The organism is Pseudonocardia sp. T1-2H (assembly GCF_038039215.1).
Lineage (GTDB): Bacteria > Actinomycetota > Actinomycetes > Mycobacteriales > Pseudonocardiaceae > Pseudonocardia.
In genome coordinates this window covers 1824680-1850028 of sequence record NZ_JBBPCL010000001.1, presented here as the reverse complement: position 1 = coordinate 1850028, position 25349 = coordinate 1824680, and the positions used below count along the sequence as shown (strand labels likewise).

Genomic DNA, 25349 nt, shown 5'->3' with positions numbered 1-25349 from the left:
GAGGGTGAATCGGGCGCCGCCCACGCCGCTCGATGGTGGGTCGTTCTGGTCGAGGCTGAGTACGCTCGCGCGATCCGGCTCCGTCGGCGTGCTGCTGGGAAGGACTTGTCGTCGGTGATGCCGCCGTCGGCCTGGTCCATCGGCCGGCTTGATCAGAAGCCTGTCCGCGCTCGGCCGCCGGGCCGTGACCCCTCACAGATGTGCCCCTCGTGCGACACCCACGATGACCGCCACCCCGCGCGATCGGGCTCGCCGGCGACTAACCTCGGGGTCATGGGCGTAGCTGATGGCACCTACGCGCTGGGACCTGAGATCGGCTCGATCCTGGTGAAGACGACGCGCACCGGAGTGGGCGCCAAGGTGGGCCACGACCTCACCCTCGAGCCCACTCGATGGCGCGGTACCACCGTGGTGAACGCCGATGACCTGGCCCACTCGTCGGTGACGGCTGAAGTCGACGTCGATTCCTTGGAGATCAAGGAAGCGTCCGGCGGCGTCAAGCCGCTCACCGACACCGATCGCGCGGACATCAAGAAGAACCTTCGCAAGGCCCTCGACGCCGCGCAACACCCGATGATCACCTTCCGGTCGACACGGATCGCCGGTTCTCCGGAGGCGTTCACGATCGACGGTGATCTCACCATCGCCGGTTCCACGCAGCCCGTCACGGTGCGCGGCCACGTGACCGACAGCCGGGCCCGCGGCGGAACGACCGTCGTTCAGTCACGTTGGGGCATCAAGCCGTACTCGGCGTTCTTCGGCGCGCTGAAGCTGAGGGACGAGGTCGAGGTGGAGTTCGACGTCGCTCTCACGCCGGCCGCCACCGGGTGAGGTGCGGAAGGTCGGCCGGCGAGGGGCTGGATGAACCAGATCGAACACACCGTGCAGACAGGCGGAGGATCCGATGATGTCGCCGGGAGCGCTCTGTCCGGTGGCCATGGCCGGCTATGCCGGCAAAGGTGTCCATTGATTCCTGAGCCGGTGATGGCCGATCAGCAGGCTGGCCCCGAGCGCCTGGACCGCCAAACGTCGATCATTGATCCAGCAGATTTGCTGGTAGAAACGCTGGAGGCCGGTACCCCGTCGAACGGTAGAGGCCTCCGGGCCTTGCATCGGGACGACAGGATTTGAACCTGCGACCCCTTGATTCGCCAGTCGACGACGGTGCTGCTTCTTCTCCTGGGACCTGTGCAGGTTGTTCTGGGCTGCAGGTGTCTTTTGCCCCCTTCTCCGAGCGAGGCCGGGTCCGGGCAGCGCCCGGCTCCTGGAGGGGGTTCGCCAGCAGCCGGGCCCATCAGGGCCGGTGCGGGCGGTCGCCGTAGCCGGAGTCAGGGGCTGCCTGCAATCGAGACCGCGGCAACGGGGTTCTGCCCCACGACACCGGCAAGATCAGCAAAGGCAACCGGGCGCTCGACCGGCCGCTGCACCCGGGGTCGGTCAACGACCTGGTCCAGGCCGCCACCGCCCGGGCCGGCCCGGAGGGCGGGCGGTACTCCGCGCACTCGCTGCGGGCCGGCGCGTCCCTGCTCTCGCACTCGATGAGCGGCCGCGGGCCGGGGGTTGCCCGAGCGCGACTGTCATAATCTTCGTATCGGCATTCGCGATAGCTTGGCGATATGTCAGTGGTGCGCCTGTGACGGCTGAACGTAGCTTCGCCGAAGGTGTCTACTTCGCCAGCGGCCGATGATGACGGGGTTGACCGACGGGCCAGCCAATGGGGTGGGCTCCAGGACGACCGGGTGCTCGCGTTCGTGGGGCGTGCCTGGCGATGGGCACGGGTGGTGCGGCGATACCGGGCGGACGTTGACGCCGGCCTCATCGAGATCGAACCCCTCGATGTGGTCCGGGAGCTGCTCGCCGAGCGGCTTGACAAGGCGGGAGGCGACGGGCTGCGAAGCGGTGGTCAGCCCGATCGGACTGATGTGGACGGGCGCGCCTGACCCGAGACACCATCGACCGAGTCCAGGCCGCTAGTGCAGGACATCTGGGCTCGCCCTTGAACCCCGCGGCTTACAGCGTTCGGCATACTTCCGATTCACTCGGCAGGCCGGCTTCGTCGAGCGCGGCGAGCAGTTGCTGGGCCTCCGGGTGGAGTGGCACGGCGTATCCGCCTCAGCCGATCACCGCGCGCGCGGTCCTGACCGGGAAGCGACTGGCCGGACGCGTCCCGGTCACCGACGACTTCCCGTACTTGGCCATCCCGAACCCGTCGTAGCCGTGTGCCGCGACCTCCTCGCAGATCTTCCGGTAGTTCCCGACACCGCCGACGTACGGGTAGAGGTTGCGCGGCTTCCCCGGGATGTTCGCGCCGACCCACCACGAGTTCGCCATCGGCAGGAGCGTCGCCTGGGTCACCGCGTTGTGGTGCTCGACCCAGTCGTCCTCGGCCTCGGGCAGCGGCTCGATCTTGTCGAGCTTGTGCTCGCGCATGTACTCGATGCAGTCGGCGATCCAGTCGACGTGCTGCTCGATGGAGACCGGCATGTTGCTCAGCACCGACGGGCTCTGCGGACCGGTGATCATGAACATGTTCGGGAAGCCGTGGGTCGCGACGCCGAGGTAGGTCCGCGGCCCCTCGGCCCACTTCTCCTGCAGGGTGACGCCGCCCCGTCCGGAGATGCCCATCTTGAAGAGCGTGCCGGTCATGGCGTCGAACCCGGTCGCGAACACGATGGTGTCGACCTCGTACTCCCCGTCCCTCGTCCGCACACCCGTCGGGGTGATCTCCTCGATCGGTGAGCGCCGCACGTCGACCAGCGTCACGTTGTCCCGGTTGAAGGTCTCGTAGTAGCCGTTCTCGAGGGGCGGCCGCTTCGTGAAGAAGGGGTGGTCCTTCGGCGCGAGGAGTTCGGCGACCTCCGGGTCGTGCACCCGCGCGCGGATCTGGTTGCGGAGGAACTCGGAGGCCGTCTCGTTGGCCTCCGAATCGATCAGGAGGTCGTTGAAGGTGAGGCCGATGCGGAAGCCGCCCTGCGCCCACGCCGTCTCGTAGATGCGCTGCCGCTCCTCCTCCGACACCGAGAGCGCGGTGCGGTCCGGGGCGTCGTAGGGGAAGCCGAAGCTCGTCTCCCGCGTCCGCTGCCAGATGTCCTTGTAGGTGGCCTTGGTCTGGCGAACGTACTCGTCGGTCAGCGGCCCGTTGCGCCCCGCGATGTCGTAGTTCGGGGTGCGCTGCAGCACGTACACGTGGGCCGCCTGCTCGGCGACCTCCGGGATGGCCTGGACCGCGGTCGCCCCGGTGCCGATCACCGCGACGCGCTTGTCGGTGAAGTCGACTCCTTCATGGGGCCAGCGCGCGGTGTGGTACTGCTCGCCCTGGAAGCTGTCGCGTCCCTCGAAGTCGGGCGTGTTGACCGCGGACAGACAGCCGACGGCCGTGATGAGGAACTTCGCCGTCACCCAGCCTCCGTCGTCGGTACTGATCGCCCAACGGTTGGTTGCCTCGTCGTAGTCCGCGGCGGTGACCCGGGTGCCGAACTGGATGTCGCGCCGGAGGTCGAACCGGTCAGTGACGTGCTGCAGGTACCGCAGGATCTCCGGCTGGGCGGCGAAGCGCTCGCTCCAGCTCCACTCCTGGAGGAGGTCCTCGGACAAGCGGTCGGAGAAGCTGTAGAAGTAGCTCTCCGAGTCGCACCGCGCGCCGGGATAGCGGTTCCAGTACCAGGTGCCGCCGACGTCGTCCGCCGCTTCGAAGACGCGCGCCGAGAGTCCGAGCCCGTCGCGCAGGCGGTGGAGCATGTACAGCCCCGAGAACCCGGCCCCCACGACGACCGCGTCGAAATCGGTGCCCGGTCCGACCCCGGTCCCTCGAGCGTTCTTGTGCGCGTTGGACATGCCTGTTCTCCCGGTGGGTTCTCTTGGTGGCGTACTACCTTCGGCAGGGTCTGCCGGCGGGAAGGACGTGGTCCGCTCGGGCGGAGCTGCGGTTCCGGGCGGTTCTCAACGGCACTCCACGGATCGTCGAGGCCCAGCCGCGTCGGGTCACGACCGTCGCGTGGACGACCGATCCCGCCAGGTGCTGCGCCGGGTGGGGGTGTGCCGGAGTGTGAGCTGCGCCACGGCCGAGTGTCAAGGTTGCGCCGGCGACGCCACAGCCGCCGGACGCCGGGCCGTCGGCGCGCACCCCGGACGGGATGTGGACCGGCCCCTTCGTCAGGGCCGTACAACACCCGGATCGTGAGGCGCAGCAACGCGCTGCAGGACTGGTCGTACGGCCGGTCGCTGCAGTACGGCGAGGTGATGGGCCGCGGCCGGGGTCCGGCGGGACCGTCGCGGCGGCCGGGCTCACCGCCGGGCTGGTCGGCTTCCTCGCCGCGATGAGCGTCCCCCGACCTGCGCGCTGCTCGACCGGCTGCTGCCCGGGCCCCCAGCCCGAACAGTGGACCCCGGCCCGCATCCAACAGCGCGCCGTCGCCACCGCCGTCCTGAGCATCGACGACCACGCCGAACGCCTGCGCGGCTGGCACGTCAAGCACGAGGCCGCCCTGTGGTGGTGGGACCAGCTCACCACCCTCGGCTACGACATCACCCCCGCCGAGGCCGAGCACCGCGCCGCCACCCAGGCCGCTTACACCGCCGAACAAGCCGCACGCGCAGCCGAACAGGCCGCGCGCGCCGCCGCCGAGGACAACGAGGACGAGGACCAGGAGGACGAGGACCAGGAGGACGAGCCGGGAGCCGACGAGACCGGCCAGGACAGCGAGCACGACGCCCCCGCCGCCTGATCAACCCGACCGGACGGCCGATCCCAACACCGGGCCCGGCCGTCCGGTCATCTCAGCACCAGGTGGCACCATGGCCGGCCGGAGTGCAGCGGCTGCCGGTGTCGGGGGTGGTGGGGTGCGGGCTGGTGCCGCGGGTGGGGTCTCTCCTCTATGTACCCCGATCCGATTGCCCCGACGACGCAGCAGCGTCCGTTACCTCCGGCAGCTTCCCCCTCATTGTGAGAGGTCGGAGAGCCGCGACGGATTGAGCGGTCACACCACTGCGCGGTCACCTCCGTGGCGGGTCCTCCCTCACCACCGGTACGTCGACGAGGTGCTCGGCGACGAACCACGTGTGCATCTCGTGGCGGCGCAGGACGGTGCCGGTCAGCAGGTCGTTGGTGCCGGCGTCGCCGTTCTCGTCGGTCTTCTCGATGGCCTCCCGCAGCACCCCGATGATGATCTCGTGGCCCTCGAGCAGGCGGGACAGCATCGACGGCACGTCCTCGGCGCCGTCCGGAGGCCGTTGCAGTTCGGTGATCTCCGCGACGTGCCGGGGATCGCCGACCGCCACGCCGCCCAGGGTCTGGATCCGCTCGGCGACCTCGTCGATCAGCGATGGGCAGCTGCCGCATCGTGTTGAACGGCTGCACCTCGGGCCCGTGCTGGTGCAGCAGCGGCTGGCTCCGGGACGCCACCGGCGGGTCGCCGTCGGCGGGTCGCCGTCGGTTCGCGTGCCGTGGGTGCCGGTACTCATGAGGTCATCCCTCCCGCGGCCGCGGAGCGCGGGCCGCGCACCGATGGTCCGACGACGCCGGTCCGCATGCCTCGGCCCAACGGAGCGAAGCCACGTCCCCAGGTGGGCCCCGGGAGGTGGAGGCGGGTGTCCGGGGCCTGGACCATGATGGGTGACGTACCGGCAGCGGGCGCAGGACCATGTCGCCGGCGCCGGCCGGAGGTGGAGATGACCGCGAGCACGGGTATCCGCATGGTGGCGCTGCCGTCCGGCGAGCGCATCGCCGCGCTGGGCCAGGGCACCTGGTACCTCGGGGAGAACCCGACGACGCGGGCCGCGGAGATCGCAGCCCTGCGCACCGGGCTGGACCTGGGCCTCACCGTCGTCGACACCGCTGAGATGTACGGGCAGGGCGCGTCGGAGATCCTGGTCGGCGAAGCGCTCGCGGGCCGGCGCGACGAGGTGTTCCTCGTCGACAAGGTGCTGCCGAACCACGCCACCGCGGCGGGAACGATCCGGGCGTGCCGGCAGAGCCTCGCCCGGCTCGGCACGGACCGTATCGACCTCTACCTGCTGCACTGGCGAAGTACCGTCCCGCTCGCCGAGACCCTCGCCGGGTTCACCGAGCTGATCGACGCGGGGGCGATCCGCTACTGGGGAGTGAGCAACTTCGACTTCGACGACATGACCGAGCTGGTGAACGTGCCGGGCGGGACCACCGTCTCCACGGACCAGATCCTCTACAACCTCACCCGCCGCGGCCCGGAGTACGACCTGATCCCCTGGCTGCGCCGGAACCGCCTGCCGGTGATGGCCTACTCGCCGGTGGAGCAGGGCCGCCTCCTCCACGAGCCCATCCTCGCCGCGATCGCCCGCCGGCACGACGCGACGCCCGCGCAGATCGCCCTCGCCTGGGTCCTGCGCAACGACGGGGTCACCACGATCCCGCGCTCGGGCAACCCCGAGCACGTGCGGGAGAACGCCGCCGCCCTGGACATCCGGCTCACCGCCGAGGACCTCGCCGCCCTCGACGGGGTGTTCCCGCCGCCCCGGCGCCCGATGCCCCTCGAGGTGCTCTGAGTCCTCGAGCTGCTACGCACCTCGCAGACCGCGAGCGGACGCATCGAATGGTTCCCGGCCCATCCGCACGAGGGCGCGGTGTCCGTACCCGCGGGTCTTCCCTTCGCCGCGCCGCTCGCGCAGGGCCGCAGCACGGCGACCGGGCGCCGGTTCAACCTGGCGGTCCCCTCGCCGCGGAACGCACACCTGACGGGAGCCCGATGGGCCGGGCCGTCGCGGAGTCCAGCTTCCACCACTTCGCCGACTACAACTGGGACATCGACCGCGGCTGCCCGTCGTTCGTCAGCGAGCCGCCGAGCACGCAGATCAAGGCCGATCCCTCCCGCCTGGCGGTCTTCAAGGACTACGTCCGCAACCTGGCGAGGTGGCTGCAGCCCGCGCGCGACCCCGGGCGCGGGTCCCCACCGTCGACGTCCGGCTGACCCGGATCCGGACGGGCGGGCGCACCCGGGGCGCCGCCGCCGGCCCTACAGGAGTTTCTCCATCGTGATCGGCAGGTCCCGGACCCGCTTGCCGGTGGCGTGGAACACGGCGTTGGCGATCGCCGGTGCGACGCCGACGACGCCGATCTCCCCGACCGACTTCCCGCCGAGGGCGCTCGCGTGCGGGTCCGGCTCACCGACCGAGATGACCTGGATATCGGGTATGTCGGCGTTCACCGGAACCATGTACTCGGCGAAGTTGTTGTTCACGATCCGGGCGAACCGGCGGTCGACGTTCAGGGATTCGAGGAGTGCCTCCCCCACGCCCATGACCATGCCGCCCTTCCACTGGCTCTCGGTGAGCGTGGGGTTGTAGACGCGGCCGGAATCGAAGGCGCCCACCATGCGGCTGACCCGCACCGTGCCGTAGTCCTCGTCCACCCGCACCTCGACGAACTGCGCACACCAGTCGTAGATCGAGTAGTCGCTCGTCGGTGGTTGCATGAGCCGGAAGCTGTGCAGGGCAGCGTCCCGGTCCTCCTCCGATGCCCCTGGCGGCAGCGTGTCGCCGGTGACCTCGATGGTCCTCGTCCCGACCTTGCGCAACAGGTCGGCGATCGTGACACCCTGCGCCGAACCCTGTGAGTGCGCGATCATGCCGTCCCGAATCACCAGGTCGTCCGCGCGGGCCGTCCGCAGCGGTGACTGCTCGTGGTCCGTGGCCAGCGCGACCAGCTCGTCCCGTGCGGCCGTCGCCGCCCGGTGCACCGCACCGGTGAGGCTGTTGGCGATCTGTGACACCCCGGCCACCGGCGCACCGGGCAGGTCAGTGTCGCCGAGCAGGACGCGCACCCGGTCGACGGGCACGCCGAGTGCGTCGGCGGCCGTCTGGGCCAGGATCGTGTAGGTCCCATTGCCGATGTCGGGGCCGCTGGTGGCGACCTCGACCGAGCCGTCGGCGGAGATCGTCACGCGGGCCTCGGCAGGCGTCGAGACGACCGGGAACGCGCCGCCCGCCATGCCCCAGCCGATCAGCTGCCTGCCCTCGCGCATGGAGCGCGGCTCCATGGAGCGCCGCTCCCAGCCGAAGGCCTCGGCCCCTGCCTCGTAGGCCTCCCGCAGCTTGCGCGTCGACCACGGCTTCCCGGTCTGCGGGTCCTGCTCGGCGTAGTTGCGCAGCCGCAGCTCGATCGGGTCGACGCCGATCGCGTGGGCGAGCTCGTCCATCGCGCTCTCGAGTGCGAAGGCGCCGATCGCCTCGCCCGGGGCCCGCTTCCAGCTGGGCGTGAAGGAGTTGACCTTGACGATGCCCTGGGTCGCGCCCAGGTTGGGCACCGCGTACATCACCTTCGCGGTGCCCGCGCCGCTCTCGACGTACTCGTCGTCGAAGGACGTCTCGTTGACGTTGGCGTGCAGGATCGACTGCAGCCTGCCCTCGGCGTCCGCGCCGAGCGTCAGCTTCTGCTCGATCGCCGGGCGCGGGCCGTAGCCGTTGAAGGTCTGCGGACGGGTCAGCGCGAGCTTCACCGGCCGGCCCATGTCGCTCGCCGCCATCGCCGCGAGCGACGCGTCGGGGTGCGCGGTGACCTTGGCGCCGAACCCGCCCCCGACGAACGGCGAGATCACCCGCACCTTATACGCGGGCATGTCGAACCAGTTGGCCAGCGCCTGGTGCGCGCCCTCCACCCACTGGCTGGGCATCCAGACGGTCAGGCTCTTGTCCTCGCTCCACTCCGCGATCGTCCCGAGCGGCTCCATCGGGCTCGCCGTCTCGCGCGGGGTCGTGTAGACCTGCTCGACGCGCACCGCGCACGACGCGAGAGCACCGCCGGCGTCGCCGCGCTCGCTGGCGGCGGGCAGGGTCGTGGTGCTCTGGATGCAGTCCTGGCCGTGCGCGTTCTTGCGGCCGTCGAGCTCGGCGGCCGGGCCGTCGACGGTCACGCACCCCGGGTCACCGATGTCGGAGACCGTCGGCGCGGTCTCGTACTCGACGCGGACTCGGCGGGCGGCCTCGGTCGCCTGCTCGAGCGTCTCGGCGACCACCACCCCGATGGGCTGGCCGCTGTAGTGGATGCGGGTGTCCTGCAATGGCAGGAAGCTCTCCATCACGCTTCCCTCGGGCACCAGCGGGCAGCGCTTGAGCCGCGGGGCGGCGGCGTGGGTGAGGATCCGCATGACCCCCGGCATCCCCGACGCGGCCTCGGTGTCGATGCGCAGCACGCGTCCGGCGCCGACGGTGGCCTCGATGGCGGCGGCGTGCACGACGCCCGACGGGTCGTGCTCCATGGCGTAGTCGGCGCGGCCGGTGACCTTGGTGACGCCGTCGGCGCGCAGGAGGGGACGACCGAGGAAGGGGCCCTCGCTCTGCGGTGCGTCGGAACGGGTGGCGGTCATCAGAGGATCCCTCCGACGTTGAGGAGTGCGCGCGCGGCGACCCGCGGAGCCAGCTCGATCTTGAAGCCGTTCCTGCCGTGGTCCACGGCGCCCTCGGTGACCTGGGCGCACGCGGCCCGCACGGTCTGCTCGTCCAGCCTCTGCCCGGTGAGCGCGGCCTCGACGGCGCGGGCGCGCCAGGGTTTCGTCGCGATGCCGCCCATCGCGAGCCGGACGTCGCGGACGGTGCTGCCGTCGTCCTCCAGCTCCAGGCCGACGGCGGCGCTCGCCGTGGCGAACTCGTAGGACTCCCGGTCGCGCACCTTGAGGTAGTGCGAGCGGCGCAGCGCCGCCGAGGCGGGTATCTCGACCGCGAGGATCATCTCGGTGGGCGCGACGGGGTGCTCGATGTGGGGCGTGTCCCCGGGGAGGAGGAAGAAGTCGTCGGCGGAGATGCCGCGGCGCCCGCCGTTCTCCACGACGACCTGGGCGTCGAACGCCACCAGCGCCACGGCGAAGTCCCCGGGGTAGGTGGCGATGCAGCTCGCGCTGGTGCCCAGCACCGCGTGGCCGCGGTTGACACCCTCGAGCGCGGCGCAGCCCGAGCCCGGCTCGCGCTTGTTGCAGGCGGAGTAGGTGGCAGGCTCGCGGAAGTAGCTGCAGCGGGTCCGCTGCATGAGGTTGCCGCCGATGGTCGCCATGTTGCGGAGCTGCTCCGACGCACCGCGCCACAGCGACTCGGACAGCACGGGGAACTCCTCGCGGATCCGCGGGTCGTTCGCGACGTCGCTCATGCGGGCGAGCGAGCCGAGGCGTACGCCGTCGGTTCCCACCTCGATCCCGTCGAGCCCCGGCAGCCGCGTGATGTCGACCAGCGTGGACGGCGCCTCGACCCCGCACTTCATGAGGTCGACCATCGTGGTGCCCCCGGCCAGGAACCGGGCATCGGGCCGCCCGGTGGCGGCCTCCCTCGCGTCCGGGACCGTCGCGGCGCGGACGTATTCGAAGTTCCTCATGGTGTCCTCACCTCGGCCGTCCGGTTCGCGACGTCCCGCACCGCCGCCCTGATGTGCGGATACGCTCCGCAACGGCACAGGTTGCCCGACATGTACTCGGCGATGTCCGCGTCGGAACCGGCGTGACCCTCGGTGATGCACGCGACCGCCGACATGATCTGACCCGGCGTGCAGTAGCCGCACTGGAAGGCGTCGTGCCGCACGAAGGCCTCCTGCACCGGATGCAGTTGTCCGTCGGCGGCCAGGCCCTCGATCGTGGTGATCTCCTGCCCCTCGGCCTGGGCGGCCAGCGTCAGGCACGCCAGGACGCGCCTGCCGTCGACATGGACCGTGCAGGCGCCGCACTGGCCCTGATCGCAGCCTTTCTTGGACCCGTAGAGATGCGCGTACTCACGCAGGGCGTCGAGGAGGGTGACCCGCGGCTCGATCTGCACGGAGAGCTCGCCACCGTTGACGGTCAGCCGGACCGAGATGGTCCTGACGTCGGTGGTCACATTCGGTGATATCGCCATGATCCATTCCATACGGAGGTCGTCGAGCGGTTGCCGGAGGACCACCCGTCGCAGCCGTGCGGCTCAGACCGCGCCAGCGCCGAGAACGGCCTCGCGTTCGTGGTCCGCCCACCGTGTCCGGCTATCGCCTGGTCGTGGCCTTCCGTCGGAGGGTCTGCGTTCCCCACCGTGGCAAGCTCGAGCCGCTCACACCTCCGCCTGCCGGGCCCGAGAGCTGCCGTCGACACTGTCCTCCGGGGCCGAGTCCGCGCCACCACCGATGAGTCGGCAGACCCGGCTGGGTCTACCTCTCCGGACACCGCCCTCCCCTGCGGGGCAGGGCCCTGGCAAGGTCGTCATGTGAGGCCGTAGGTGACGAGTGGTCGGCGGGTGTCGCGGGCGTGGTGGCGGAGCCCGGCGGCGATGTTGGTGGTCCCGGATGGGCGCAGCGCGGTGATCGCGAGGTTGCGCAGCGCGGCCATGACCTGCGGGCCGTGCGCGGTGCGGACCTGGGAGCGGTCCTCGTCGAAGGAGACATCACGGACCCAGTGCAGCCGGTTCTCGACACCCCAGTGCCCGCGGATCCGGCCTGCGAGCAGGACCGGGTCGGCCTGGAACGCGGTCAGGCTGGTGATCGCGTAGACGGTCACGGTCTTCCACCGCCCACCTGGGCGCAGCGGTCGCCGCCGACGCACGAGCTTGATCGCCTGGGCGGCGTGCGGGAAGAACTCGCCACCCAGATCAGGGCACGGCTGCAGGTTGACCCCGCTGATCGTGCGGGTCTCGACCCGGCCGCGGGCGCGTTCCCGCGCCGCGGCCCCGATCTGCGCCCAGGGCAGCGCGCGTAGCCGTGTGAGCAGCGTCGGCTGGTTGGCCTTGACCGTCATCACGTAGTGTCCGCCGCGTTCGTGCAGGTGCCGGGCGTGGGAGCGCTGGGTGTGCAACGCGTCGGCGGTGATCAGAACCTCGCGCAGGTCGAGCCCGGCCGGCAGGTCGGGGACCGCGGCGAACTCACCGGACTTCGGCATCCACGGCCACCTGGGCCAGCACGGCGCCGCTGGCCTGGTCGAGCACTGATACCAGGTGCACCTGCCCGCCCGTGCTGCTGCGGGCGCTGCGCACGGTCTTGCCGTCCAGCGCCCACACCCGGCGTTGCTCACGCTCGGGCACACCCGCTTGCCACCGCGCGCCCATGCCCGAGTCGAGGACCGCATCCGCACCGCCAAGGACACCGGGCTCGATCACTTCCCGTCCCGCACCTTCGCGATCAACTCCGCCTGGCTGACCGTGGTCATGCTCGCGGTCCGCTGCTCGACCGGCTGCTGCCCACGCCCGGCACCGGACCGAGCGTGCAGGCCCGGGCGGAGGGCCGGTTCCACATGGCCGTCGACGCCGCGACGGGCGACGGGCGACGGGCGACGGGCGACGGGCGGCGCTACCGTGGCCGGCACGGGCGACCCGGGTACGCCGCGACCGCTGTCATGCTTGGGGAGAGCGCCCCGCGTCACCCTCCTGCCATGGACGCGACGTGAACCCTTGGTGTGCTCCCGGCCGGGCTGGAGAACGTGGAACCGGTCGCCAACGGGCGGAAGTGTCCCCGGCGGCGGCCGTCGCGGCGGCCGGTGACGCGCTGGTCGTCGTGGCCGGCAGGGCGGGCGCCAGGAGTATCGGCTCACCGTGGCCGACAGGAGGATGATCCTGGTGCCGGTCTGACTGATGAGGGGCTGGTGGACCTCGACGGCCTTCGCGAGGGGGTCCAGCGAATCGCGCACGAGATCTGGAGCTCCGGCGCTGTTCACGTGCTCGACCACTGCCCGCAGACCAAGGTCTGGAAGACCCGCCCGCCCGAACCCGACCTGGCCGGCCTCCGGGACCGGGCGCTGCTGCTGGTCGGGTTCTTCGCCGCGCTGCGGCGTTCCGAGCTCGCGGCCCTGCGGGTCGAGGAGATCAGCGCGCACGACCGCGGGCTGGTCCTCACCCTGCCGCGGTCGAAGACGAACCAGCGCGGCGAGGAGCACGAGCTCGTCGTGCTCCCCCGCGCCGGGCGCCGGGCGCACTGCCCGGTCACCGCGGTGCAGACCTGGCTGGACGCCGCCGGCATCGCCGACGGGCCGGTGTTCCGCAAGATCAGCCGGGGCAACCGGGTCCTGGACCGCGCCCTGCACCCCGAGTCGATCAACGACCTGGTCCAGGCGGCCGTCGCGCGGGCCGGGCTGCCGGGCGGCCCGTTCTCCGCGCACTCGCTGCGCGCCGGGTTCGTCACCTACGCCCACCTGCGCGGCGCCTCCGACCGCGCGATCGCCCACCAGACCGGCACCGCTCGCTGGCCACCCTCGGGGCGCGTGGAGACGGCGTGGCAGGACAACGCGGCCACCCAGCTCGGGCTGTAGCGCCCAACCCGAAGGCGGCTCGGGAGGTCGCCTCACGGGGTGATGAGCCCGGTCTTGGCGACCCGCCCCGTTCGGGTGGGGCCTGCGCGTCGCTGAGCGGATCACTGCAGGTCAGCCGCAATCGTTTCGGCCGTCCACATTGTTCAATCCGACCTTGGGAGCACAGGATGGCGGGCAAGTTCGAGGTCTACCAGGACCGGGGCGGCAAGTACCGGTTCCGGCTGAAGGCCAGCAACGGGACGGTCGTGGCCAGCGGCGAGGCCTACGAGACCAAGGCTGCGGCCAGGAAGGGCTGCGAGGCGGTGCAGAACGCCGCCACCGGCGCGTCGATCGCCGAAACCGACTCCTGAGCTCGGCAACAAGCGGGGCGCCGCGCGCGATAGGCAGCCACGGCGTGACCGCGGCGGCGGCCTCCTGGATCTCCGTAGATCCGCGGATGTCCCTCGTCGGCGCGACGGCGACCATCACCCCATGCGCCGACGGATCCGTTACCCGGGACTGACGCTGCACGCGCTGGTCGTGGGCGTGCCGCTCGCCCTCTTCGCCGTCATGGTGCTCACCGGCCGCGGCGGTGGGGCGAACATCGGCGCCGGCCTGGTGCTGATCGTCGTCCTGGCGCTGGGGTTCCCGTGGAGTCTCCCGGTGTTCCTCGACCCCGACGCCGTCGGCGAGCTCCCCGGGGTGCTCCGCTACGCGGCGTACGTCGGTCCGGCGCTGCTCTGGATCGGGGTGCACGTCCTGGTCCGCCGGCGGCACGTCACCCGCTGACCCTCAACGCACGCAGGAGGGCCGGGGCCACGCCGACGGCGTGACTTCCCCGAAAGGGTGCCCGACCTGCTCGCCCGGGCGGGGCTGCTCACGACGCGCTCTCAGCGGCCGGACGAGGCGGCTTGGCGTCGCACCACTCGGGAGCGTTCGCGACGTGCCTCCACCCGGTGCCGGTGCCCTGGTGCCGCTCGATGGCCTGCCCGCAGGACGAGCAGGCGGTCAGCGCCCGGTCCGCCGTGCGGGGGCGGCCGATCGTGGGGCGCGGCAGCGCGGCGTACGCCTCGGCGTCCGCGCGGAGCCAGTAGCCCGAGCCGGGGTCGATCTCCTGCGGGAACCCGTCCTCAGGGGTGCCGCCTGCCTCGATCTGCGCGGCCGCGCGGGCGCGCAGCTGGCGCACGCGCGCGGGGGTGCAGCCGAGCATGCGGGCGAACGCGGCGGTCGTGACGACCTTGGGGATGTTCGCGCGGATGTCGGCGGCGCGGGCGCGTGCGGCGTCGGTGAGGGGGCGTGCCGGCGCTTCGGGGTCGAAGCTGCGGCTCTTGGCCCGCCGCATGAGCTCCTCCATCGTCAGGACCTCGACGGCGAGGATCTCGCGTGGCCCGCCGGGGAGGACGGCGTTGAGTGCGCTGCGGGCCCTGTCGAGCCACCAGGAGACGGTCTGGGCGTCGTCGACGATGGTCTGCCAGGTGTACGGGCCGGCGGAGTCGCGGCCGGACGTGATCATGCCGCGCTCGCCGGGGAGGAACACGGCGAGGTTGTCGGAGACGGCGCGCTGCTCGTCGTCCTCGAGGATGCGGTCGTAGGCGGCGGTGATCGTGATGATGGTGCGGGGTGCCATGCCCAGCATCGTGCCCGAGTTTTTTCGTTGACACAAATAATGACGGATCGGGGCCCTCATCTGCTACCTGGACGATCACGGCTACCTGGCCCGGGATTTCGGCAAGCCGTGTCGCCTGCTGGGTTCGGGGCGTCGGCGAGTCCCACGACCTACGTCCTGTGCCACCACGCCGTTGACCGGCTGCCGCGGGCTGCAGCCGGTCAACGCGACATCGGCCAGCCTGGCCAGGGGTGAGGGCTCACGGCCGCGCTGCGCCCCGTGGACCACAGCGCGGCTCGCTTAGGCTGGGTCGGCGGACAGATCGCTGTGCGGCGCCTGCAACCGAGCCACCTGAGCACCGGCATCCCAGGTCAGTAAGCCGGCCCGGTCGAGCTCGTCGAGCGCACGTGCGGCTCGGTCGAGCGAGAGCCCACGAGCCATGGCGAGCTCATTGAGACACGTCGTGAAGGTCCCTCCGTCGGGCCTGGACATGGTGAACGACATTTCGCCGACCAGCGCCTGCAACCCTTGCGGGACTTCGAGGATGGGGTCGTTGACGACGTTGTCCAGGACGGCGTCGACCTCAGGCCTGGTCTTAGCGCTAGTGGGGCCGCCCAGCCTCCAGACGCCCGGGTGTCAGGAGTTGGCGATCCGGTACACGCGGTACTCCACCGCGAGGCCAGGGACCAGTCGACCCTCCCCAATAAACATAGTTTGATTGACCCAGGAATACCTCTCGTCGCCTGTCTCCATCCTCGGGTTGGTGAAGAAATACTGCTCACCGAAATTCGTCGGGGTGTCGCCGCCTTGGATGACGGCCGTGACGCCGGCTGTCATCTCAAGTAGCCCGTTGAGATGGACGTAAATGAATGCCCCGTCCACCGTCTTGACGGTCACGCGCACGTCAAGACGGCCGAAACCGTCGGGGCCGATGAGGAGCCAGTCAGCACCCGCGCCGACGATCGTGCCTTTGAGCCGGTCACCGGTGACCTCGCCACCGGTCACATTCGCGATGACCCGCTGCCCGAAGGGGCCCGACCCCACTTCGTCGACTTCACCGAGTTCAGCGCGATACTCGAGCTCCTTAATCAGTTCAGGCATCAAAGGCTCCTTCGTTCGATGAGTGATGGCCAGCACACGGTCGGGCGTCGCCGCACGGCCGTCAAGGGGCGTCGAGTCCGAGAGACCGTCCCGGCGAGCAGGAGCCGAGGCGGTCAGTCGCGGGAGGGCGAGCCCCGGCGGTGCACCGGTCGGCGTCGCCCTGATCAGGTCGGGCCGGATGGGTGCTTACCACGGCGAGACGCTCGCCCAGCGGCTCCCGGGTGCGCGGCTGGTCACCCGCCCCGCGCGAGATAAGTCAGGTCGACCACCCACCGGTCGAGGACGCCCTCCGGCCGTGATGGCTTGCTACTTCCCCGAAGGAATGCGGGGATCCCGCTGGCGAGGATCCGCGCCGGGGTGCTGCCCGACCTCGCTGGCGGTTGGATCCAGCAGGAGCGGTCCATGCGCTGTAGCTGCCCGGACACCGGGTGCGGGTGGTCGTCGAGGTCGGCCGGCTCGCGGTGCCGGCAGACCCAGTCGTCGAGCTACGCCGAGCGCCGCGGCCTACACCGCGGCAGCCACCGGCGCGGTCGTCGCCGTGGTGGCCTCGTCCTGTGGTGGCCGGTGGGCTGGACCCGCGCCGTCCTCTGATGTCCCTGCGGCCATGGACGTGCGCCGGTCGTGCGCTCGACGTGGCCGCCGGGTCCGGGGAAGGTCAGGTGGCGTCGGACGCGGCGCCTCGGTCGATCGCGATCGCCATCAGCATGGTCGAACGGAGCGAGCCGTCGCGGCGGCGGTAGTGATCGCGCCGCACGCCCTCGACGGTGAACCCCACACGGCTGTAGAGCGCGATGGCCCGGGCGTTGTCCGGCCAGACCTCGAGCTCGATCTTGTGCGCGCCGCACCGCCTGGCGTGGTCCAACGCCGCGGCGAGCAGCGCGCGCCCACCGCCACGCCCGCGGCCGTCCGGCAGGATCGCCGCGCCGAACGCCAGCACCCCTGCGGCCCCGGTCTCGTGCAGTCCCGCCTGACCGAGGATCCGGCCTTCCAGCTCGAACACCCACATGGCCGCCGGTCCCGGGCCCGTGATCGTGTCGCGGAAACGCCGTCGTACGGCGTCGACGTCGACCGGCGACTCGGTACCGATCAGCCCTTCCCCGGCCACCGCGGCCATGACCCCCGCCATGGCCTCGACATCGTCTACCAACGCTCGCCGCACGGTCATGCGGCCCAGGATGCCTCCCGCCCGGGAGGACACCCGACGCCTTCCCGAACCGAAGCCGGATTCGTGCGTGCCTCGACGCTCCGCGAACCAGCAAACCTGTTGGGGGCGACCCGGACCCGGGCGAAGGGCGGCTCACCGCGCGGCGAACGAACGACAACGCCCCGACTGGTCACGGAGGCTGGTCGGAGTCCATCTCGCGTCCTCCGGAAGCGGTCAGAGCCGCCATGAGGTTGCCTTCTCGGTCTGAGATCCGCGCCAGCAGCGCGGTCGGCGGTGGGCCGTGGTGTGCGGCGAGCAGTGCGCGTCGTGTCCCGGCGAGGTGCAGGAACTCGCGCAGCGGGTCCATGCGCTGTAGCTGCCCGGACACCGGGTGCGGGTGGTCGTCGAGGTCGGCCGGTTCGCGGTGTCGGCGGACCCAGTCGTCGAGCTCCACGGCGGTCGCGGGCGAGTCCACCGGGAGCATCGAGGTGCGCGCGAGTGAGGCTGCCCGTTCGGCCTCGAGGCCGGTCTCCCATTGCGCGACGGTCGGCTCCCACTGTTCGCGGGCCTCGGCGGCGGTGACTGCGAGGGGGTCGGCGAGTTCGTCCCAGCTCGCTCCGGAGGTCCGCTCCAGGACGAGCGCCGCGGCGATGAGGCGCTGAGCCACGCCACTCAGCGCCGTGCCGACACCGGCGAAGTCCTCCGTTACGGGTGATGCGCTGGCCCCCCAGCCCCGGCGAGGGTGACGACCGCGGCCGGGGCGCCGCACACGAGACCGGCTCCGCCTATCGCCTTCTGAAGGGCATGACGAGACAGCCATCGCCGGCCACGACAAGTCCGACACCGTGCTGCGGACTTCTCGTCGACGATCCAGATCAAGAGCATTCGGGGGAGGTTGTGGTCGAGGTGATCGCGACGTTCGAGGGACTAGCCGCGTTCGCCGCCGTGGACCCGGTTCCGTGGGCCAGAGCGCAGATGGCGTTCACATTGATGTTCCACATCATTCTGGTGCCGCTTGGCGTGTCGTGGGCCTTCATGACCTTGATCGCCAATTACCGAGCCGTCAAACACAGCGACCGGGATGCGCTGATGCTCGCGCAGCGCTGGTCGAAGTACATGGCGGTGACGTTCGCCGTCGGCGCGGTGACCGGCACGGTGCTGAGCTTCGAGTTCGGCCTGCTGTGGCCCCGGTTCATGGGCCAGTGGGGCGAGGCGTTCGGCGTACCCTTCGCATTCGAGGGGCTGTTCTTCTTCACCGAAGCGATCTTCATCGCGCTGTACATCTTCGGCTGGCGCCGACTCAAGCCGTGGGCACACTTCTGGACCGGTGTTCCCATCGTTGTCGCCGGGATCTTCGGCAGCGTGTCGGTGGTCGCCGCCAACGCATGGATGAACGCCCCGACAGGCTTCACAACGGACTCCGCCGGGACCGTCGTCTCCGTGGACCCGGTGCGGGTGATCTTCAACGACGCCATGCCCCTGCAGGCGGCGCACATGGTCGTCGCTGCCTACCTCGTCGGTGGATTCCTCATCGCCTCGGTGTACGCGACGGCCATGTTGCGGGGGCGCACAGACCGCTACCACCGGCTGGGCTTCATCATCGCGTTCAGTGTCGCGGCGGTCGCGACGCCGATCCAGATGGGTGTAGGCGACTCGCTCGCCCGCTGGGTCTACACCAACCAGCCGGTCAAATTCGCCGCCATCGAGCTCGTACCCACCACCAGCAGCGACGTCCCCGAGACGATCCTGGGCCGACTCAACGACGACGGCACGGTCAGCGGCGGCATCCCGCTCCCGGGGTTGGCCTCCTGGCTGTCCGACCCGAGTACGGGGCGTGCGACCGTCGTGCAGGGTCTGGACACGGTGCCCCCCGACGCGCGACCGACCGTCGGCCAGGTCAACATCGTCCACCTCGCCTGGGACGTCATGGTGGGCCTGGGGACACTGCTGTTCCTGCTCTCCGCCTGGTACGGCCTCTGCTGGATCATCCGGCGCAGGATGCCGGCGAGCAGGTGGTTCCTCCGGGTAGCGGCCGCCTCGGGCGTCCTGGCCGTGATCGCCATGGAGGCCGGCTGGATCGTGACCGAGGTCGGCCGCCAGCCGTGGATCGTCTACGAACTCATGAAGGTCGAGGGCGCGGCCACAGGCAACACCGGAGTCTGGATCTCGTTCGGCGCAGTCGTCCTGCTGTACCTCGCCGTCGGAATCACCACCATCCTGGTGCTGCGTGGAATGAGCCGACGGTTCCGCAGGGCCGGTGGGTTCGTCGACCTCGAGACGCCCTACTCGCCGAGCACCCCGAGCGCCCCGCCAGCCCCGTCGGCGTCATCTGCCCCGTCGACGCCGTCCGCCCCGTCGGCGTCGTCTGCGCCGCCCACGTCGCCCGAGAAGGCCTCGCCCGCACCCGAGGAGGAGCTCCGGTGAGCACCGCGGTCGCCGTGGTGCTGCTGGTGGCGGTGGTCGCGTACGCGGTGTTCGGGGGCGCCGACTTCGGGGCTGGGTTCTGGGACCTGACGGCGGGTGGCCCGCAGCGCGGTGCCCGCCCCCGCGCCGTCGTCGAGGACTCGATCGGGCCGGTGTGGGAGGCGAACCATGTCTGGCTGATCTTCATCCTGGTCGTCCTGTGGACGTCGTTCGCCGAGGCCTACGCCTCGATCACGCTGACGCTGTTCGTCCCGTTGACGATCGCGGCCCTGGGCATCGTGCTGCGGGGGGTGAGCTTCGCCTTCCGCAAGGCGGTCGTCTCGATGCGGATCAAGCGGATCTTCGGGGGCGGGTTCGCGATCTCCTCGGTGCTGGTCCCGTACTGCATGGGCGCGATCGTGGGCGGGATCGCCTCCGGCAGGGTGCCGCCCGGGGGAGGGCGGGGGACCCGGTGGGCAGCTGGATCAACCCGACGTCCGTCGTCGGCGGGGTCCTGGCCGTCGCCGCCGCCGCCTACCTGGCCGCGGTCTACCTCGTGTGGGACGCCCGGCGGATGGACGAGCCGGACCTGGCCGAGTACTTCCGCCGCCGGGCCGTCGCCTCCGGGATCGTGGTGGCCGTGCTCGCCGCAGGCGGCGCCTTCGTGCTCCGCGCCGACGCCGCGTACCTGTTCCACGGGCTCACCTCGCGGGCCCTGCCGCTGCTGATCGTCAGCACCCTGTGCGGCGCCGGTGCCCTGCTGCTGCTCGTCCGCGACGCCGCTCGCGGCGCCCGCGTCCTCGCCCTGGTCGCGGTCGCCTGCGCCGTCGTCTCATGGGGAGTGGCGCAGTGGCCCTACGTCCTGCCCGAGACCCTGACGTTCGCCGCGGCCGCGGCCCCCTCCGGCACGTTGACGGCGGTGCTGGTGGCCGCCGCACTGGCGGTCGTCGTGGTGCTCCCCGGATTCGTCCTGCTCTACGTCCTCGACCAGCGCGGTCTCCTCCCCGAGGAGAGCGTCGACCACAGGGCCGACCGCCGCACACACCTCAAGGAGTCCGGAACATGAGCCTCACGACATCGCCGTTCCCCCCGATCGCCGACTACGCCTTCCTGTCGAACTGCCACACCGGGGCGCTCGTCGCACCGGACGGGTCGGTCGACTGGCTGTGTCTGCCGGCCTTCGACTCGCCGAGTGCGTTCGGGAACCTGCTCGACCGCGGCGCGGGCTCCTTCCGCTTCGGCCCCTACGGCATCAACCAGCCCACCGCGCGAACCTACGTGCCGGGCACCAAGGTCCTCACCACCACCTGGCACACCCCGGGGGATGGCTCCTCGTCCACGACGCCTTGACGATGGGGCCGCGACAGGGGCCGGACACGGTCACCCCGCACACCAGACCGCCCGCCGACGACGATGCCGAGCACCTCCTCGTGCGGACGGTGGAGTGCCTCGAAGGGTCCGTCGAGATCGAACTGGTCTGCGAACCGGCGTTCGACTACGGCCGGGAAGCCGCCGGGTGGACGCTGGTCGATGACGCGGGCCACTCCGCCGACGCCGCGGGTGCCGGGCAGACCCTCCGGCTGAGCACCGACATGTCGATCGGCATCGAAGGAAGCTCCGCCCGCGCCCGCCACGTGCTGGAAAAGGGCGAGCAGGCCTTCTGCGCACTGTCGTGGGCCGACGGTCTCGCCTGTCCCACCGACATCGCCGACGCCGCCGCGCGCATCGAGGCGACGGTCCGGTTCTGGCGCAACTGGCTCGCCCGAGCGCGCATCCCCGACCACCCGCTGCGGCACCCGCTGGAACGATCAGCGCTCACAGTCAAGGGCCTGACGTACATGCCCACGGGCGCCACTGTCGCCGCACTGACCACCTCACTGCCAGAAACGCCCGGCGGCGAGCGCAACTGGGACTACCGGTACACGTGGATGCGGGACAGCACCTTCACGCTGCAGGCGCTGCACTACCTGCTCCTGGATTGGGAGGCCGACGAATTCATGCAGTTCGTCGCCGACGTCGAACCGACCGAGGACGGCAGCCTGCAGATCATGTACGGGATCGACGGCCGGCGAGACCTCACCGAGTCGACACGGGATGAGCTTTCCGGGTACGAGGGCGCGCATCCGGTCCGGATCGGGAACGGCGCGTTCGACCAGCGACAGAACGACGTCTTCGGAGCGGTACTCGACGCCATCCTGCTGCACACGCGCCGTAGCCGGCGCCTGCCACGGCGCCTGTGGCCCCTGGTGCGGTCCCAGGCGGAGGGCGCCATCGCGGCCTGGCGTGAGCCGGACCAGGGAATCTGGGAAGCCCGCGGGAAACCCCAGCACTACGTGTCCTCGAAACTGATGGGCTGGGTCGCCCTGGACCGGGCCGCCAAACTGGCCGAGATCCGCGGTGAGGAGGTACTTCAGCAGACCTGGGCCGCGACCGCCGAGGAGATCAAGGCCGACATCCTCGCGCACGGCGTCAGCGACCGCGGCGTCCTACGCCAGCACTACGACACCGACGCGCTCGACGCCTCTACCCTGCTCGCCCCCCTGTTCGGCTTCCTCCCCGGGAGCGACGAGCGGATCAAGAACACCGTCGACGCCATCGCCTCGGAGCTGTCCGAGAACGGCTTCGTGCTGCGCTACGTCACCGGCGAGACCGACGACGGCCTCTCCGGCAAGGAGGGGACCTTCCTCATCTGCAGCTTCTGGCTGGTGTCCGCGCTGACCATCGTCGGGGAGATGCAGCGGGCCACCGACCTGATGGAACGCCTCCTGCGGATCGCCTCGCCGCTCGGGCTCTACGCCGAGGAGTTCGAGGTCGACCGCGCCCGCCACCTCGGCAACTTCCCCCAGGCCTTCTCCCACCTCGCCCTCATCGAGGCCGCCGCCCGGATCATCCTCGCCGACCGGCTCGAGGAGTGGACGGGATGACCGGGACCGACACCATGGCCGATCGGGTCCTCGTCCTGGGCGGTGGACTGGCCGGCGTCGCCTGTGCGCGGAAGCTAGGTGACGAGGGGATCGACGTGGTGCTGGTGGACCGCAACGACTACCACCAGTTCCAGCCGTTGCTCTACCAGGTGGCGAGTTCACAGCTTCCCGCCGAAGACATCGCCAGGCCACACCGGGCGATCTTCGCGGACTACCCGTCGGTATCCGTGGTCACCGCGGAGGCGTCCCGTGCCGGGCTCGCCGACCGCAGCGTGGTGCTGTCCGACGGGCGGACCCTCACCGGCTCGCACCTGGTGCTGGCTGCGGGTGCCCGGCCGAACTTCTTCGGGGTGCCCGGGGCGGCCGAGCACGCCTTCCCGCTGTACTCCGTGGCCGACGCCGAGCGGCTGCGCCTGCACCTGCAGCGGCTGCTGCGGGAGGCCATGGAGGGGGCGGCTCCGCCGAGCCCGGTGCGCTCGACGTCGTGGTGGTGGGGGGCGGCCCGACCGGGGTCGAGACCACCGGGGCGCTGGCCGAGCTGATGCGGGCGCTGCGGAGGACCGGCCGCCTCGACCCCGCCGGGAGGGTCACCGTCGTCGACCGCTCACCGGTGCTGCTCGGGCAGTTCTCCCGCAAGGCGCACGACTACGCCCTCCGGAAGCTCACCGAGGTGGGTGTGCAGGTCAAGCTCGAGACCGGGGTCACCGCCGTGCACCCCGACCGGGTCGAGTTCGACGACGCGACGACGATCGCGGCGCGGACCGTGGTGTGGGGCGGCGGGGAGTCGGGCGCGGCCGTCGCGCAGACGCTCGGGTCGGTCCTGGGTCGCGGCGGGCGGCTCGACGTCCGGCGCGACCTGACCGTCGAGGGCCACCCGGGCGTGTACGCCGTGGGTGACGTGGCGAACATCCCCTCGCGCGCGGAGGGCGCCCCGGCGCTGCCCCAGCTGGGCTCCGTGGCACAGCAGTCGGGCCTGTGGGCGGCGGAGAACATCCTGCGCGAGCTCCGGCACCAACCGGTGAAGCCCTTCCGGTACAAGGACAAGGGCATCATGGCGATGATCGGCCGGGACGCCGCCGTCGCCGAGGTCGGGAAGCACCGCCACCAGGTCGAGGGCCCGCTCGCCTTCGCGGCGTGGCTCGGGGTGCACGCGATGCTGATCAGCGGCGTGCACAGCAGGACCGACGCGTTCCTGGCGTGGGCCTGGGACTACTTCGAGCGTGACCACTCCGCCACGGTCGAGGCGTCGTCGGCACCGCGGCGGATCGCGTGGGGCGGCGACGACCGGGACGTCCCCCACATCTCGCTCGACCGGCCCGAACCCGCCGACACCCCCGCGCGACGTGAGAACGCAGCAGGCCCAGCCCGGCAGGCGCACACCGACTCGAGGGAGATGGACGTGACCGACCGACACTACGACGTGATCATCATCGGCACCGGCGCCGGCGGCGGCACCCTCGCCCACCGGCTCGCACCGTCCGGCAAACAGGTGCTGCTGCTCGAACGCGGCGGTTACCTGCCCCGGGAGCGGGACAACTGGGACTCCACGGCGGTGTTCGTGAAGGGCAAGTACCGGGCCCCGGAGTTCTGGTACGACGCGCACGGCGCCGAGTTCCCCCGGAGGTCAACTACTACGTCGGGGGCAACACCAAGTTCTACGGGGCGGCGCTGTTCCGGTTGCGCCCGCAGGATTTCGGCGAGCTGCGCCACCACGGCGGCATCTCCCCGGCCTGGCCGATCGGCTACCAGGACCTCGAGCCGTACTACACGCAAGCCGAACAGCTCTACCTGGTGCACGGCCGCCACGGCGAGGACCCCACCGAGGGCCCGGTCAGCGGGGAGTACCTCTACCCGCCGGTGCAGCACGAGCCGCGGATCCAGCAGCTGTCCGACGACCTGGAGAAGCAGGGCCTGCACCCCTTCCACCTGCCCATCGGGGTGAACCTGACCCAGGACGAGCACGGTCGGGCCGTCCACGACAGCGTCTGCATCCGGTGCGACCGGGTGGACGGCTTCCCGTGCCTGGTCAAGGGCAAGGCCGACGCCCAGGTGATCTGCGTCGATCCCGCGCTCGAGCACGACGGCGTCCACCTGGTCACCGACGCCCACGTGCGGCGTCTGGAGACCGATCCGGGCGGCCGCACGGTCACCACCGTGGTCGCCGAGCTCGGCGACGGGTCCACCGCCCGGTTCAGCGCCGACATCGTCGTGGTGTCCGCCGGCGCGGTGAACTCCGCGGTCCTGCTGCTGGCATCCGCGAACGACCGGCACCCGAACGGCCTGGCCAACGGCTCCGGCGTGGTGGGCCGGCACTACATGCGGCACAACAACCTGGCCCTGATGGCGGTGTCCAAGGACCCGAACCCCACCCGGTTCCAGAAGACCCTCGCCATCAACGACTGGTACCTGGGATCCGAGGACTTCGACTACCCGCTCGGCGGGGTGCAGATGCTGGGCAAATCCGACGCCGAACAGGTCCGGGCCAACGCCCCGCGCTGGGCCGGCGCGCTCTCCCCGGAGATGCCGTTCGAGGAGCTCGCCCACCACGCGGTCGACTTCTGGCTGTGCGGCGAGGACCTCCCGCAGCCGGACAACCGCGTCACCCTTGATCGCGAGGGCGGCATCCACCTCGCGCTGGACGAGAAGAACAACGTCGAGGGCCTCAAGCGGTTGCGCATGCAGCTGCAGAGCAGGCTCGGGGACCTGGGCATGCACGAGAAGCACCTGCTGCACCACAGCATCTACATGCACAAAGGCATGCCGATCGGCGCCACCGCGCACCAGGCCGGCACCGTCCGGTTCGGCACCGACCCGGAGAAGCTCGGCGCTCGACGTCAATTGCAAGGCCCACGAGCTCGACAACCTCTACGTCGTCGACACCAGCTTCTTCCCCAGCATCGGCGCGGTGAACCCGTCGCTGACGGCCATCGCGAACGCGCTGCGCGTGGGCGACCACCTGATCGACCGACTCGGATGACAGG

28 protein-coding genes and 2 pseudogenes are annotated in these 25349 nt (G+C 71.0%); 18 read left to right on the top strand and 12 right to left on the bottom strand.

The genetic code is table 11. The annotated features are described in order from the left end of the window. The first annotated feature begins 117 nt into the window (after positions 1-117). The 3 genes from WBK50_RS09245 to WBK50_RS09235 all read left to right on the top strand — a co-directional run bounded on the left by WBK50_RS09245 (position 118) and on the right by WBK50_RS09235 (position 1940). Positions 118-831, top strand: a complete 714-nt coding sequence (locus tag WBK50_RS09245; RefSeq protein WP_341339340.1) for a YceI family protein — start codon at positions 118-120, stop codon at positions 829-831. A 30-nt stretch (positions 832-861) separates the two neighbouring features. Further along, positions 862-1131: a hypothetical protein gene (locus tag WBK50_RS09240; RefSeq protein WP_341335193.1), complete on the top strand. Its 270-nt coding sequence runs from the start codon at positions 862-864 to the stop codon at positions 1129-1131. A 608-nt stretch (positions 1132-1739) separates the two neighbouring features. After that, the gene (locus tag WBK50_RS09235) at positions 1740-1940 is read left to right on the top strand and encodes a hypothetical protein (protein WP_341335192.1); all 201 of its coding nucleotides are present in this window, start codon (positions 1740-1742) and stop codon (positions 1938-1940) included. A 172-nt stretch (positions 1941-2112) separates the two neighbouring features. Here the strand turns inward: WBK50_RS09235 and WBK50_RS09230 are convergent, their stop codons facing one another. Then, positions 2113-3834 carry a flavin-containing monooxygenase gene (locus WBK50_RS09230; RefSeq protein WP_341335191.1) on the bottom strand — a complete coding sequence of 574 codons (1722 nt, stop codon included), beginning with the start codon at positions 3832-3834 and terminating at the stop codon, positions 2113-2115. A 299-nt stretch (positions 3835-4133) separates the two neighbouring features. On the opposite strand from WBK50_RS09230, the gene WBK50_RS09225 reads away from it, so the two are divergent. Further along, positions 4134-4724, top strand: a complete 591-nt coding sequence (locus WBK50_RS09225) for a hypothetical protein (protein ID WP_341335190.1) — start codon at positions 4134-4136, stop codon at positions 4722-4724. 268 nt (positions 4725-4992) lie between these two features. Here WBK50_RS09225 and WBK50_RS09220 read toward each other — a convergent pair whose 3' ends face one another. Continuing rightward, complete coding sequence (locus WBK50_RS09220; RefSeq protein WP_341335189.1) at positions 4993-5460, bottom strand: Dps family protein; 468 nt, start codon at positions 5458-5460, stop codon at positions 4993-4995. 207 nt (positions 5461-5667) lie between these two features. On the opposite strand from WBK50_RS09220, the gene WBK50_RS09215 reads away from it, so the two are divergent. Together WBK50_RS09215 and WBK50_RS09210 are read left to right on the top strand one after the other, a co-directional pair. Further along, positions 5668-6519 (top strand): aldo/keto reductase, encoded by an 852-nt coding sequence (locus WBK50_RS09215; RefSeq protein ID WP_341335188.1) that lies wholly within the window; start codon positions 5668-5670, stop codon positions 6517-6519. 200 nt (positions 6520-6719) lie between these two features. Further along, positions 6720-6941 (top strand): hypothetical protein, encoded by a 222-nt coding sequence (locus tag WBK50_RS09210; RefSeq protein ID WP_341335187.1) that lies wholly within the window; start codon positions 6720-6722, stop codon positions 6939-6941. 45 nt (positions 6942-6986) lie between these two features. On the opposite strand, the gene WBK50_RS09205 is transcribed toward WBK50_RS09210, so the two are convergent. The 6 genes from WBK50_RS09205 to WBK50_RS09180 all read right to left on the bottom strand — a co-directional run bounded on the left by WBK50_RS09205 (position 6987) and on the right by WBK50_RS09180 (position 12272). Continuing rightward, the gene (locus tag WBK50_RS09205) at positions 6987-9335 is read right to left on the bottom strand and encodes a xanthine dehydrogenase family protein molybdopterin-binding subunit (protein WP_341335186.1); all 2349 of its coding nucleotides are present in this window, start codon (positions 9333-9335) and stop codon (positions 6987-6989) included. Further along, positions 9335-10330, bottom strand: coding sequence for an FAD binding domain-containing protein (locus WBK50_RS09200; RefSeq protein ID WP_341335185.1), 996 nt, complete (start codon positions 10328-10330; stop codon positions 9335-9337). The genes WBK50_RS09205 and WBK50_RS09200 overlap by 1 nt, the downstream gene beginning before the upstream one ends. Continuing rightward, positions 10327-10842, bottom strand: coding sequence for a (2Fe-2S)-binding protein (locus tag WBK50_RS09195; RefSeq protein ID WP_341335184.1), 516 nt, complete (start codon positions 10840-10842; stop codon positions 10327-10329). Before WBK50_RS09195 ends, WBK50_RS09200 begins: the two co-directional genes overlap by 4 nt. 335 nt (positions 10843-11177) lie before the next feature. Continuing rightward, positions 11178-11849, bottom strand: a complete 672-nt coding sequence (locus WBK50_RS09190) for an ISAs1 family transposase (protein WP_341335183.1) — start codon at positions 11847-11849, stop codon at positions 11178-11180. Further along, on the bottom strand, positions 11833-12066 hold the full coding sequence (locus WBK50_RS09185; RefSeq protein ID WP_341339590.1) for a hypothetical protein: 234 nt from the start codon (positions 12064-12066) through the stop codon (positions 11833-11835). Before WBK50_RS09185 ends, WBK50_RS09190 begins: the two co-directional genes overlap by 17 nt. After that, positions 12063-12272: a hypothetical protein gene (locus tag WBK50_RS09180; protein WP_341339589.1), complete on the bottom strand. Its 210-nt coding sequence runs from the start codon at positions 12270-12272 to the stop codon at positions 12063-12065. Before WBK50_RS09180 ends, WBK50_RS09185 begins: the two co-directional genes overlap by 4 nt. A gap of 276 nt (positions 12273-12548) precedes the next feature. Between WBK50_RS09180 and WBK50_RS09175 the strand changes: the two genes are divergently transcribed. The 3 genes from WBK50_RS09175 (at position 12549) to WBK50_RS09165 (ending at position 13979) form a co-directional block, all read left to right on the top strand. Continuing rightward, complete coding sequence (locus WBK50_RS09175) at positions 12549-13211, top strand: site-specific integrase (RefSeq protein WP_341335182.1); 663 nt, start codon at positions 12549-12551, stop codon at positions 13209-13211. A gap of 167 nt (positions 13212-13378) precedes the next feature. Further along, positions 13379-13561 (top strand): YegP family protein, encoded by a 183-nt coding sequence (locus tag WBK50_RS09170; protein ID WP_341335181.1) that lies wholly within the window; start codon positions 13379-13381, stop codon positions 13559-13561. A gap of 121 nt (positions 13562-13682) precedes the next feature. After that, on the top strand, positions 13683-13979 hold the full coding sequence (locus tag WBK50_RS09165; protein ID WP_341335180.1) for a hypothetical protein: 297 nt from the start codon (positions 13683-13685) through the stop codon (positions 13977-13979). An 88-nt stretch (positions 13980-14067) separates the two neighbouring features. Here WBK50_RS09165 and WBK50_RS09160 read toward each other — a convergent pair whose 3' ends face one another. From WBK50_RS09160 to WBK50_RS09145, 4 genes are all read right to left on the bottom strand, one after another. Next, entirely contained in the window at positions 14068-14817 is a 750-nt protein-coding gene (locus WBK50_RS09160) for a hypothetical protein (protein WP_341335179.1), read from the bottom strand. Positions 14818-15432: 615 nt separating this feature from the next. After that, entirely contained in the window at positions 15433-15897 is a 465-nt protein-coding gene (locus WBK50_RS09155) for a DUF3237 domain-containing protein (RefSeq protein ID WP_341335178.1), read from the bottom strand. Positions 15898-16552: 655 nt separating this feature from the next. Then, complete coding sequence (locus WBK50_RS09150; protein ID WP_341335177.1) at positions 16553-17062, bottom strand: GNAT family N-acetyltransferase; 510 nt, start codon at positions 17060-17062, stop codon at positions 16553-16555. A 169-nt stretch (positions 17063-17231) separates the two neighbouring features. Continuing rightward, complete coding sequence (locus WBK50_RS09145) at positions 17232-17708, bottom strand: hypothetical protein (RefSeq protein ID WP_341335176.1); 477 nt, start codon at positions 17706-17708, stop codon at positions 17232-17234. A 239-nt stretch (positions 17709-17947) separates the two neighbouring features. Here WBK50_RS09145 and WBK50_RS09140 point away from each other — a divergent pair, with 239 nt between their 5' ends. The 9 genes and pseudogenes from WBK50_RS09140 (at position 17948) to WBK50_RS35015 (ending at position 25345) form a co-directional block, all read left to right on the top strand. Next, positions 17948-19465 (top strand): cytochrome ubiquinol oxidase subunit I, encoded by a 1518-nt coding sequence (locus WBK50_RS09140; protein WP_341335175.1) that lies wholly within the window; start codon positions 17948-17950, stop codon positions 19463-19465. Then, positions 19462-19830: pseudogene (locus WBK50_RS09135) on the top strand (cytochrome d ubiquinol oxidase subunit II); the annotation flags it as partial. The gene WBK50_RS09140 and the pseudogene WBK50_RS09135, both read left to right, overlap by 4 nt. Before the next feature lie 86 nt (positions 19831-19916). After that, complete coding sequence (locus WBK50_RS09130) at positions 19917-20510, top strand: cytochrome d ubiquinol oxidase subunit II (protein ID WP_341335174.1); 594 nt, start codon at positions 19917-19919, stop codon at positions 20508-20510. Continuing rightward, positions 20507-20794, top strand: a complete 288-nt coding sequence (locus tag WBK50_RS09125) for a trehalase-like domain-containing protein (RefSeq protein WP_341335173.1) — start codon at positions 20507-20509, stop codon at positions 20792-20794. The genes WBK50_RS09130 and WBK50_RS09125 overlap by 4 nt, the downstream gene beginning before the upstream one ends. A gap of 2 nt (positions 20795-20796) precedes the next feature. Next, complete coding sequence (locus WBK50_RS09120; RefSeq protein ID WP_341335172.1) at positions 20797-22368, top strand: glycoside hydrolase family 15 protein; 1572 nt, start codon at positions 20797-20799, stop codon at positions 22366-22368. Then, positions 22365-22910 (top strand): NAD(P)/FAD-dependent oxidoreductase, encoded by a 546-nt coding sequence (locus WBK50_RS09115; protein WP_341335171.1) that lies wholly within the window; start codon positions 22365-22367, stop codon positions 22908-22910. Before WBK50_RS09120 ends, WBK50_RS09115 begins: the two co-directional genes overlap by 4 nt. Then, positions 22853-24310, top strand: coding sequence for an NAD(P)/FAD-dependent oxidoreductase (locus WBK50_RS09110; protein WP_341335170.1), 1458 nt, complete (start codon positions 22853-22855; stop codon positions 24308-24310). Before WBK50_RS09115 ends, WBK50_RS09110 begins: the two co-directional genes overlap by 58 nt. Next, positions 24226-24675, top strand: a pseudogene (locus WBK50_RS35020) (GMC family oxidoreductase N-terminal domain-containing protein); the annotation flags it as partial. The gene WBK50_RS09110 and the pseudogene WBK50_RS35020, both read left to right, overlap by 85 nt. A 298-nt stretch (positions 24676-24973) precedes the next feature. Beyond that, positions 24974-25345, top strand: a complete 372-nt coding sequence (locus WBK50_RS35015) for a GMC oxidoreductase (protein WP_445942346.1) — start codon at positions 24974-24976, stop codon at positions 25343-25345. Positions 25346-25349: the final 4 nt, after the last annotated feature.